This window comes from Coleofasciculus sp. (assembly GCF_046539235.1).
Classification (GTDB): Bacteria; Cyanobacteriota; Cyanobacteriia; order Cyanobacteriales; family Coleofasciculaceae; genus Coleofasciculus.
In genome coordinates this window covers 19,819-31,701 of sequence record NZ_JBKHHI010000017.1, presented here as the reverse complement: position 1 = coordinate 31,701, position 11,883 = coordinate 19,819, and the positions used below count along the sequence as shown (strand labels likewise).

Here is an 11,883-nt window from a genome sequence, read left to right as displayed (position 1 = left end):
GGGACGTACCATGACACGTCTCTGTTGACCATTAACGGTGATTCCTGGTTCAACGCTTTTGGTTTATCAAGACTTAGTGGCAACAACACGCTGGGCGCTCACCTGATTAGGACAAGGGCGACCCGACTCGACATCGCTAATGTTAGATAATGTTGTCTGAGCAATATTTTCCAAAGCATCTTCAGTAAAAAAGGCTTGATGACCTGTAATCAAAACGTTAGGAAATGTTAATAGTCGTTGAAAAACATCATCTTCAATCACTTCGGCAGACAAATCTTCAAAGAACAAATTGGATTCTTGTTCGTAAACATCTAAACCCAGATAGCCAATTTTTCGAGACTTGAGCGCATCAATAACGGCTTGCGTATCAATAAGTGCGCCGCGACTGGTGTTAATCAGCATTACGCCTGATTTCATTTGCGCCAATGATTGAGCATTGATCAGGTGACGGGTTTGGGGCGTTAAGGGGCAATGGAGAGAGATAATATCGGAAGACGCGAAGAGTTCTTGGAGATCAACATACTTGACCCCCAAAGCTTCACAATCAGGATTCGGATACAAATCATACGCCAGTAATTGACAACCAAATCCATGCAGAATCTGGGCAACCAGGAAACCAATTTTACCCGTACCGACAATCCCTACCGTTCGCCCATGTAAATCAAATCCCATGAATCCATCCAGGGAAAAATTTCCTTCTCGCACTCGGTTATAAGCGCGATGAATTTTACGGTTAAGGGTTAAAATGAGTCCTACGGTATGTTCAGCGACAGCATAAGGTGAATAGGCTGGAACTCGCACCACGGTTATGCCAAATTCAGCCGCTGCATTTAAATCAATATGGTTGAACCCCGCAGAACGTGTAGCAATCAGCTTCGTCCCCTGTGCAGCCAGCATCCGCAAGGTTGTTTGATCAAGCTGATCATTGATAAACACGCACACCGCCGGAAACCCGACTGCCAAGGCTGTGGTTTCCTGAGTCAGGCGGGGTTCAAAAAAAACCAGGTCATGATTATAATTCGCATTTGCAGTTTCTAGAAAATTACGGTCGTAGGATTTGGTATTGAAAACAGCGACTTTCATGGTTGTTTATTGTTTGATATAAAGTAAAAACAAACAGCAAATAACTGACTACAAATCTATAGTATATTATAAGACAACATATTGTATATTCAAAAATATATATTGTGATATTAAATTATCGGTAACAGGGGGGATGAGGAGAGGGCGACCCGCTCCAATTAAATGGACACAGGAGTTAATTTATGCAAACGGGTCGCCCCTACAGGAAAAAATTAAAAAATATGACGATATCCACCGTTAACTTTTATTGTGCATTGATATGCCGTAGGGTGGGTTGAGCGAAGTCGAAACCCACCAGCCTTACATCAGTACCATTTTACTTAGGTTGATAAACTTGACGCAGTTCCTCAATTGTGTTGACGGCTGGTAGCGCTGCTAGAATTGCTCGTAACTGTTCCACATCCTGAATTTCCGAGATTTCGGCTAAAATGTCTAACGGTTCGCTGCCAAACTTCAATCTTAACCCTATTTCTATACCTTCTAATAGTCCTTGCCTAATTCCCTGAGTATTATTCCATAACTGACGCAGGTCATCTAGCGTACTTACCGTTTTGATTCCTGTAAGAATTGCTCTTAACTTTTCTACATTCTGAATGGGCAAAATTTCTGGTAATAGGTTTAACCCTTCCCTACCAAATTTCAAGCCTAAGCCCAATTCAATTCCAGCCAACAATCCTTCTCTGATACCCTCTTGACGACCCTCTTGACGACCCTCTTGACGACCCTCTTGACGACCTTTTTGAATTCCAATCCTTTCAACACTGGTAATATAAGGCATTCTCCTTTCCTCCTCGTACTGACCTAATTCCGTCCAAAACTCATTTTCTAACTCTTGCGGTAAGCTCATTACCCAGTCTATAAAATGGAATAAGTTGATTATATCGTTTCGCTCATAACCCCGTTCGTACAATCCCCGAATTAGAGCCAATTTTAATGATTTACGTCTAATTCTATTATTCCTGGTTTCTTGGGCTTGTAAATGCGCCATGACGACGGTAGCAAAGGGATTGCGGGAAGTCTCTAGGATTGACCCCCTCTGAGAATAGTCTAGCAACTTCACCACGGGAAAGTTAAACTGAATCTCACTTGCCCATAGCTGATAACCATACTGATTAGGTCTCCAGGTAGATCGTTCATCTCCCAAGATCGCTAAACTGGCAACGTTTCGCTTATAACGGTCAAAAATTCGGTAATGGTAAACGAACATCCGTTCAGCAAAGTTCGTTTCTTCCTGGCTTTGAACTTCAATGTGGATTAAAACCCACGCTTCTTCACCCGTGAGCAAATAAACTTTGGCTAGCTTATCAGCTAAACGCCGCCCTACTTCAGCATCGCGCACCACTTGTTGCAGTTCTTTATCTAAAAATTCGTAACCTCGACTCCAATCAATTTCCGGCTGCGCTTCAGGTAAAAAGAAGGCGATGAAGTCTTCAAAGTAGTTTTCTATGGCATCTTTCCAGGGGCTATCGTAATCGATTGGAGTTGGCGTCATAAGTAAGTAGGTGGACACAATTAAAGTTAGCGGTGGAGATTAGGGAACAGGGAACAGGGAACAGGGAACGGTAAGGATTTGAGGTTTACTTACAGCAGTTTTCAAGTTATAGCAGTCGCTAGGGTCATTAGGACATTAAGATCAATGCCATGTATTGTGTTGAGCCATGCCTAGTTAATGGTGGGGTTAGGGCGGGTTTTGTTGTTCAGTTAATGGGAACAAAGTGAATGAAGTCCCTAAACCCGCCCCTACATAAGACGAATGACGAATGACGAATGACGAATGACAATCCTCGCCATTAACTTTAATTTTTACAACCTATTTACTTCCCTATTCCCTAAAGCAACGAATTAGGGCTTGCTGCACAAGTGTGGAAGGTACACCAGATAAGGACTTCAAGCCATTTTTGCCCCCAACAAGTACAAGGTTTTTACACCTTTACACTTAAAATCCTGGGATTTTCGCTGACTTTTGCGCCGAATTTCACCTCAACAGAGGCTTGAAACTGTTGCCTGTTGCCTGTTCCCTGTTCCCTCCCCCCACCACAAGACTTATTCAGCAGCCCCGAATTAATTCTGCCACAGACCAAGCTTGGGCGATCGCGCCTTGGGGGAGATGGGGTTCGTCTCCATCGAAAATCTCGGAAATAGACCCAATACAGGCTTGATGCTGTAGATGATCTAGCAAAGGTTTCCAGTCAAAGGGAAGCGGTTGAGTGGGGTAGAAGCGTTTCCACGCCCGACAAAACGGTCCAATCAGCCAACTCCAAACCGTTCCTTGGTGATAAGCACTATCCCGATGCCAGCGATCGCCATTATAATAACCAATGTACTCAGGATCAGCCGGATCAAGGCTTCGCAAACCGTAGGGAGTTAACAAGCGATCGCGTGCTACTTGCAAAGCCTGTCGTGCTTGATTCTCTGTAAAGCCACAATGATACAGAGACAGCGCCACTACCGCATTGGGGCGAATTTGAGCATTGCGGTGATCATCGGGTTCTATGGTGTCATAAAAGTATTTTTTATCGGGATTCCAAAACCGCTGCAATGACGTTTTTACCTGTTGCGCTTGCTGGATATAATGTTGAGTATGGTGCAACAAACGCACCCGATCCTTAACCGCCCCCGTTGCCATTTTTTCCGTCCATTTACCAATCCAACACAACGCTGAATACCAAAGTGCATTAATTTCAATCACTTTTCCTAGACGAGGTGTAATCGGTTGACCATCCAGCACCACATCCATCCAGGTAATCGCCACATCCGGCGCGTCCCAAGTTAGCAGTCCATCTACGGCGTCAACTTGAATATTGTAACGAGTACCTGCCGTATAAGCTTTGTAGATTTTTCGCACCGTTGGATATTGCTCAATCAAAAAATCCCAATCTTGGGTGATTTCCAAATACAGTCCTAGGGTTTCTAGCCACCACAAAGACGCATCAATACTGTTATAAATCGGATCAGTCTCTGCATCGGGAAAGGTATTAGGAATTAAACCATCGCGACAATAATTGCCAAAGGTTTTGAGTAGTCCCCTGGCTAAAGTAAAACGTCCTGTCGCTAATGCCAATCCGGGCAAAGCAATCAGTGTATCCCGCCCCCAATCATTAAACCAGGGATAGCCAGCCATAACCGTTGGACTACTAATCGAGGCACACCAAGCAATAAACTGATCGCCAGCTTTGAGTAACTGACGCCAAATCTTTTCCCCATCTTGGTGTGACTGCATCGGAGATGGATATCTAATTTCAGCTTCCAGACGTTCCATCGGAACGTCTCTACAGGCTGTCTCAACTAACTGATTTTGCCTGTCTTGTTCAGCTTGCACCACCGCCTCAAACACTTGAGCATTTAACTGGAGTGGTGCTGTATCTTGGGGACATCCCACTCGCGCTTCCAACGTAACTGTTGCGCCCGGTTCTAGAGAAATAGTAAGATAGCCAGGACTATAGAGATCTTCGCGATCGCCTAACCCGCGCTGGTTTTCTTCAGGATAGTAGTAATTCCAATACCACAATTCATCCGGTTGATACTCTCCTACACTCCAACCCAACTGCCAAGGCGTACCCACTTGACCCTGGCGCATGGCTTGCAGGTAAAGGCATTGATGTCCAATTAATTGAGAGAATTGTAAATTTTCTGCATCGAATTGCTGGTGATGAAAGTTGCGATCGGCAATCAAAGGACGTAACCTTAAGGTTGCTATCTCACTACCCTGATAGCGATACTGAATCAGAATCCGGTGACAAAATTCCCGTGTTTCCCTAGACGCTTCCTCATCCTCAACTAACCCGTAAGGCATAACCAGTTGGCGTGTCAATTGCCACTGCTGGTGACTCCAAACCCACTCAGGAACAGGATCAGTGTCAAAAGAACGCAAAAATTGATAGCCTACCGGATCAATCGTTTTACCCCCATTCCAGAAATTGGTCGAAAGCGCCCAAATCTTGCCCCCGATCTCCAGACTGGTATCCAAATGAGAGAATAATAACGTCCGTTGTCGGGGCGGATCGAGTGCAGCAATCAACCAGCCGTGATAGGTGCGAGTACGAGCATCACAAACCGTACCACTGGCAAAACTACCTAATCCATTCGTGAGCAGCCATTCCCGTCGATCTAAATAATGCACCACAACGTTTTTCTCCCAATAGAACACCCAACCAGTTGTCACAAAACCTTCACAAAACCTTTGGTATTGCTTTTACCCGGTTTCTCAAGCTCAAAAACCCAACACTGTTACTGGAAGTAGTCTAGTTTAGCGAATAATCGTTTGACGTCAATCTATCCCAGAAAAAATTAAGGTTTCACCCCAATTTGACGTAAACAGCGTAGAGACGTAGCATGCTACGTCTCTACGTCTGGGCATGAATGTGCGATCGCGGATTATGACTTGGTATTTTTGTTACTAGGGGAGAACTATTTGCGATCGCTCTCTCTTCCGGTTGAAACCTCGTCTACCCAGACTCTTTGGTGTAGCTCAAGGGTGGAGTCCAGACTCATACTCTAAAGCCGTTAAGGACATCATTGGTATGGGATATGATTACGTTGCTTTAGGAGGACTTGCGAGAACACCCAGCCAATAAATTATCGACATTCTTGAAGCAATTTACCCCTACTTAACTCCGAACACACGGATGCACTTGTTTGGCGTTGGACGAATCAATGCGACTCCAGCTTTCCGTCATTTAGGTGTGACTAGCTTTGATTCAGCCAGTGCTTTGGGGCTGCTATAAGATTATCAGGCTCTTCATGAAGTCAATTGTAGGGGCGGGTTTAGACGCTTAATTTTGGTATATACTGATAACTTCAAAGGCAAAACCCGCCCTTCCTCGTCGTCAACCTAGGCAATAGCATATAACTATTTGAACCACGAGGGAGGGGAAAGAATAATTGCTCCTTTAGGATGAACTGTGATAGTATCCGAATGCTGGTTCAACCAATCATAGAAAATATTCGCTATTGTTGATTGTTCATTTATTTTATGAGCATTCATTGCTAAGCCTTTCGTCAGGTGTAGTCTCGCCCTGCGACCATCAAATCGGCTATCATTCCCATCCAAATTTACATAAACATCAACGCCCGAAGAGGCGATCGCATAACTGGGATGAGACCTTTTCCCGGAAGTCGATGTTGAAACAGCCCATGGGATTGACCAAACCTGTGGGTAAGTCCTAGTCGTTATGACTATGGATTATGATATAGTCGTAACAGTTCGTAAATAATCTGTGTCTATTGACTAAAACTGATAACCTATAGCGAACGCATACACCAAAACACTCAAGGAGGATAATTTCATGGAAGGATGTCTGCGAGTTGGTCAACCTGCTCCTGACTTCAGTGCGACGGCGGTTGTCGATCAAGAATTTAAGACCATCAAGCTGTCTGATTACCGGGGTCAATATGTAGTCATATTCTTCTATCCGCTAGACTTCACCTTTGTCTGTCCCACAGAGATTACAGCATTTAGCGATCGCTTTAGTGAATTTAAAGAAGTTGGCACTCAAGTTCTCGGCATCTCCGTGGACAGTGAATTCTCTCACCTAGCTTGGATTCAAACTGATCGCAAGAGTGGTGGTGTGGGTGATCTCAATTATCCTCTAGTTTCTGACATCAAGAAAGAAATCAGTACCGCTTACAACGTTCTTGACCCCGATGCAGGTGTAGCCCTACGGGGATTGTTTATTATCGACAAAGATGGTATAATTCAGCATTCGACCATCAACAACCTCTCTTTTGGTCGGAATGTAGATGAAGTGTTGCGGACTCTGAAAGCGACTCAATACGTTCAGGCGCATCCAGACGAAGTTTGCCCTCAAGGTTGGCAACCCGGTGATAAAACCATGGTTCCTGATCCCGTTAAGTCCAAGGTTTACTTCTCAGCCGTTTAACCTTTACCAAAAGATACCCGGTAGGGGCGCACCGACGTGCGCCCTTTGCCGTTATAGCTGTTGTTGTAAAGGCTAGGACAGATTAAAAAACCATTTGCCATCTGCCTTTTGCTATAAAATAAGTTATTTTATCCGATTCAGCCAATGCTAACATCAACTGACTTTAGGGGTTTATTTAACGAGCGTTTTCTGCGTAATTTTTTTCCCATCCCGGCTACTAATCCGTTGAGATTAGGACAAGTGACTCCAGATTTTGAACTACCGGATATCACAAATAATCGTCAGGTGAGATTATCCAGTTATCGAGAACAGCAACCCGTTCTGCTGGCGTTTACCCGCATTTTTACCGAAAAGCAATATTGCCCCCTTTGCTATCCCCATATTCAGGCGATGAATGAGCAATACGAGCAATTTACTCAGAAGGGGGTAGAGGTGTTAATGATAACGAGTACCGATTTTCAGCAAAGCAAAACTGTGGTCAAGGATTTAGGGTTAAAAATGCCCCTGTTGAGTGATCCAAGTTGTCGCACCTTTCAAGCTTATCAAGTCGGTCAGGCACTGGGAGCACCTTTACCTGCTCAGTTTTTGATCGATAAACAAGGCAAACTTTGCTTTAAACATTTGTTTTCATTCTTATCGCCAAATGCTGAGATGGAGAAGCTACTCTCGAAGCTGGAGTAGTTGGTCTTATGTCTTATGTCATACTCGCTCTTCAAGAAGCAAACATTTTAGCGACTGAAGTGACGCCGGAAGCGAGAATCAAGATGATGTTTTTTCTTTAGATTACAGGAACGGCAGAGAGTTTGTAAATTACTAATATCATTTTGCCCCCCACGGGCAAGGGGAATAATATGATCAATTTGCAGTTTGGTGTCTAGGTAAGTTTTACCGCAGCTTTGACATTGGTAATTGTCGCGTTCAAAGACATAGTTTTTCACTTCTGGAGGAATGGGAATTCGGGGTGTTTTTTTCATTGGTTTTATGGCGTTTCGGGCGCAAGCCTTGCGCCCCTACATGGAATGGGAATTGGCGGCGCTTTGTTTATTAATTTTCTGGTTGATTTTCTTGGTTGATCCTCTGACGCAAATCATCAAGCGGCGATTCGGGTGGATCAACTTTTGGATTATCACTGGTATCTTTATTTCCATCCTCCGGCTCTTCTGTATAAAATTCAAAGCTAACTTTTATTTTAACTTTTCCTTTTTTCCATCGATTAGCACCTAGCTGAAGTATTTCACAATCTACGCCCTCGCTAAACCATCTCGTATATTCTTCATACTCATCGTTTGGTCGCAAAATGGTTTCATCTATATTCACTCCATTGTCAACTAAATTATTATTAATCCTATCTCCTATGTCTGCATCCAATGATTTATCTAAAGCTTGCTTTAATTTATTGACTTTAAATGTATCGCCTCCAAAATCCAAAACATCGTTGTCATCACATTTAGATAGAGATAAATTATTTTCCATGTCAATTTATAGTTATTGAATTTACCCTGACAACTATTTTAATCGAAAATCTAAGTTATTGTAGGTTGGCTAGAGCGTCAGCGTTACCCAACAGGAAATCATAGAAGTTGGGTTTCGTTCCTCAACCCAGCCTAAGCTGTTCGGCATTTAAACCTTAATGTCAATAATGACGAAATCCTTGTAGTGCGTTTAGCGAAGCCATGCCGCAGGCTTTGCATCTTGCTCGCTACCCATTCCCAATTTAAATGCATGACAGCTTACACAGATAACATGGTGGGGATTTCGGGCGCAAGCCTTGCGCCCCTACAATAAATGGGAATTGGCAGCGTTTTGTTTATTGGTTTTCTGATTGATTTTCTTGGTTGATCCTCTGACGCAAATCATCTAGGGGCGATTCTGGATTACTAATTTTGGGTTCTTGGCTTTCAGAGATTTCCTTCACTTCTGGTTCATCAGGGCAAAACTATAGAATCATTTTTATCCTCACTTTTCCTTTTTTCCAGCCATTGCTACCAGGTTTCAGTAACTCACAATTTACACCTTCTTTAAGCCATGAATTTGATTGGTTTAAAAATGGCACTCCACCTCTATCCTTTAACCTGTGAGAACAGTTATGAAGACCTGATTCCACAAATGCTATCTTCATCTGTCTCATAAATTCTCCGACTTTGTACATAGAATTCCTAAAGGACAAAACAGTCTGTTGATCTTCAGCGACATCATCTAACGGCTTAAATTGATCGGTCATATCTAGTTCTAGACTTTCAAGCAAACTTATTTTTGCTTCATTGTAGATCAGAATCTGCTGAGACTACTGTACTCTCAGCTAAGTTATCCACTTCATCTGAAATTGGCACTACACTTAAATCTGACTCCTCAATCATCGGTAGTTGATGATGCCTGTCTAATTTCATCGCCTGTAAACATCGATTAATCCCAGCAACCGCTTGATTATAAGCCGCAATCTTTTGCTCAACTTCCTCTTGCATTCGCTGATTCTGTTGAATCTTATCCTCCGCTTCTTTTTCCAAGGTTTGCTCTAAATACGCACGAGCATTGGGATACTGCTGTAAAATACGATCCGCTTGTTCATCGGTCATTGGTAATAACATCGTTTTTAGAGTTTGATTAACCGTTTGGCGGAAATTGCGGCGAATAGATTTTGAGACTTTGGGTTCAAAATCTAATTTCAATAACTGTCGAATCGCGGGTTCGGCTTCAATCATACTTTCAGCATCATACCCTTGAGAGGTTTGCTGTAAGGTTTCCCGGAATTGATAAATTGAAAATGTCCCTTCATCATAAAAACGGGGACTCTCTCGCACATATCTGTCACACTCGGTTCGCGCTTCACTGGCTAACGCCTGACAGACTAGCTTTTCCACTACCTTTAACTGTTGCTCAATTCCGCCATCATTGCCCAATAATCGATAGAGTTGACTGTAATAATCACTGCGGCGTACTTGTTCCATCAGATAAGCAAAAAAGTGAGAGGCTACCTGTTGAGAGGCTTTGACTAAAACATCTTCTAACTGATTCGCCAAATAATAAAGCGCCTCGACTAAAACCGCAATTAAGGGGGCGGTTGCATTACGAGGATGACTGCGAGTGGCGCGACTATAGGCTTGGGCGACTGAAAATGTATTGAGTAATTCATCCAGGCGTTGAATCATTTGATGTTGGAGTTGGCGAAATTCTATCTCAAAGGCATCACAGCTATTGGTTACCGCCTGATTTACTTCTTCAGCGATGTGAAGACAAAACTCCCTTCCCACTTGTTGTAATTCTTGATTCAGCCGTTCTAACTCCTGGGCTTTCATCGCCTCTATTTCGTGAGGTTGACTATCTAAATCTCGCTGAATACCTAGATAATGTTTCTTGAGATTAATGCATAGGGGTTGTAAGTCATCAGCTAGATTGGCAAATAACTGCGGACGCTTTTCCTCGGTAAGATAGCGAGTAATGGATGTGCGAAACTCTTCAATCCCACTATCTTGAATCAGTTTATCTAGGAGTGGTAGTCCCCATTCTCTAAGAATTCGCACATAGTTTTCTTCGGGGGTTTCATACCCTCGGACAGAGGGTTTAAACTCACTCCCCACAAATTTACCCGAACCACAATACCGATTAAATTCATTCACGAATTGTGGCGTTTCATTTTGACTACCTATCCCTCTGACAGCCTGGGCTAAAATAGAATCTAAGCCAAAGCGATCGCGTTCTGTGGTATGCTTAATTTGACTGCCATAAAATCCCAGTAATCCGCTGGTTTTATGAACCTTGGGTGTATCCCAAAATTGGCGACGAATCAACTCATCTAACCGCTGTCGCAACTGGCTGTTATACCAGGTTTCATCAATACGATTGAAAATATAAAAGACGCGATCGCGAATTCCTGGATTACTACGAATCGTCTCCAGCAGTTGCGTTTCCTCCGTTGTCATATCCCCAGCTAAGGCTGGTTTCAACACACAAACCACGGCGGAGGTTTCGGGATTTTCTATCTTGGTATAGGTTAACTCGGCATCTTGCTTAACTGGTGCATCAATTCCTGGCATATCAATTAAAACATTACCATCCTGTAATAAGGGATGATGGCAATAATATTCAATCCGCTTGAGAACCGCACTATTACTTCCCCGACGCGCATAACCTGCTGCTTCTTGGAGATTAGAAAAATAAAACTGTTCCATCGAATACGTCGCATGGCTGGTAGAATGGACGCGATCGCGGTTTGCTAAAAACCCTGCCATTAGCAAGTCCAATGCCTTTGCTTGTTTGGCGCGTTCTGATTTACTTTCTCCCCCTTCCTGCTGAATAATCTCTTGACATCCTTGGCGTAAAGTGTTAATTTCATCCGGTTGATGAATATGAGCGGCGGCTTTGGCGGCGGCGGATAATCCCAATTTCTGACATAGGGCTACCGCCTGTTCCCGAATCTCTGCTTCACTCAAAAACGTTAACACCACTCGTTCTTGATCCGTATCCGCATAGGCGATATAACATTCTGTACCTGTGGCGTGTCCCTCGGCGCTATAAAGTAGTTCCCGTTCTAATAGTGCATTAATTAGCATCGATTTCCCTGCACTAAACGCACCGGCAAAGACAATCTCAAATGTGGGAGAAATGGCTTTTTGTAGAGAGGCTTGCACGGACGTGATATCCTGGGATGCTCGTAACGATGGCTCTTGATGCAATAATTGCAGAAGACTGTCTACCTGTTCTTGCAGGTTCTCACATTGAGCTGGCGTGGATGTCATGATGGTAGCGATTGAGCGAAAAGGTGTTTAGTTTGATTGTATCGCCAGTTTAATTTAGAACTTACGCATTGACAAAGTGAACAGAATGTGTAGAAAAAGCAAACTTATTTGATCCCATGGTGATCTATTCTTCGATTGAGACAACAAACTGGGAAGACGCAATCGCTCCTTTGTACTAAACTAGAAGT

General features: G+C 43.4%; 8 protein-coding genes and 1 pseudogene. 2 read left to right on the top strand and 7 right to left on the bottom strand.

The genetic code is table 11. The features are described from left to right. Nucleotides 1–66 precede the first annotated feature (66 nt). The 3 genes from ACLFWI_RS03430 to ACLFWI_RS03420 form a co-directional block, all read right to left on the bottom strand. Nucleotides 67–1,083, bottom strand: a complete 1,017-nt coding sequence (locus ACLFWI_RS03430) for a 2-hydroxyacid dehydrogenase (protein ID WP_446411746.1) — start codon at nt 1,081–1,083, stop codon at nt 67–69. 316 nt (nt 1,084–1,399) lie between these two features. Then, a complete protein-coding gene (locus tag ACLFWI_RS03425) occupies nt 1,400–2,575 on the bottom strand; it encodes an Rpn family recombination-promoting nuclease/putative transposase (protein WP_446411745.1) in 1,176 nt (391 codons plus the stop codon). Between the two features lie 555 nt (nt 2,576–3,130). Continuing rightward, nucleotides 3,131–5,203 carry an amylo-alpha-1,6-glucosidase gene (locus ACLFWI_RS03420; RefSeq protein WP_446411747.1) on the bottom strand — a complete coding sequence of 691 codons (2,073 nt, stop codon included), beginning with the start codon at nt 5,201–5,203 and terminating at the stop codon, nt 3,131–3,133. 1,165 nt (nt 5,204–6,368) lie between these two features. Between ACLFWI_RS03420 and ACLFWI_RS03415 the strand changes: the two genes are divergently transcribed. Both ACLFWI_RS03415 and ACLFWI_RS03410 read left to right on the top strand, forming a co-directional pair. Then, on the top strand, nt 6,369–6,962 hold the full coding sequence (locus tag ACLFWI_RS03415; RefSeq protein ID WP_446337396.1) for a peroxiredoxin: 594 nt from the start codon (nt 6,369–6,371) through the stop codon (nt 6,960–6,962). A gap of 144 nt (nt 6,963–7,106) precedes the next feature. Beyond that, entirely contained in the window at nt 7,107–7,643 is a 537-nt protein-coding gene (locus tag ACLFWI_RS03410; RefSeq protein ID WP_446411744.1) for a peroxiredoxin family protein, read from the top strand. 47 nt (nt 7,644–7,690) lie between these two features. On the opposite strand, the gene ACLFWI_RS03405 is transcribed toward ACLFWI_RS03410, so the two are convergent. The 4 genes and pseudogenes from ACLFWI_RS03405 to ACLFWI_RS03390 form a co-directional block, all read right to left on the bottom strand. Continuing rightward, nucleotides 7,691–7,936, bottom strand: a complete 246-nt coding sequence (locus ACLFWI_RS03405; RefSeq protein ID WP_446411743.1) for an HNH endonuclease — start codon at nt 7,934–7,936, stop codon at nt 7,691–7,693. A 70-nt stretch (nt 7,937–8,006) separates the two neighbouring features. Then, on the bottom strand, nt 8,007–8,435 hold the full coding sequence (locus ACLFWI_RS03400; protein ID WP_446411742.1) for a KGK domain-containing protein: 429 nt from the start codon (nt 8,433–8,435) through the stop codon (nt 8,007–8,009). A 334-nt stretch (nt 8,436–8,769) separates the two neighbouring features. Then, nucleotides 8,770–9,183 (bottom strand): annotated as a pseudogene (locus ACLFWI_RS03395) (KGK domain-containing protein). A gap of 37 nt (nt 9,184–9,220) precedes the next feature. After that, entirely contained in the window at nt 9,221–11,695 is a 2,475-nt protein-coding gene (locus ACLFWI_RS03390) for a dynamin family protein (RefSeq protein WP_446411741.1), read from the bottom strand. Between the last annotated feature and the right edge of the window lie 188 nt (nt 11,696–11,883).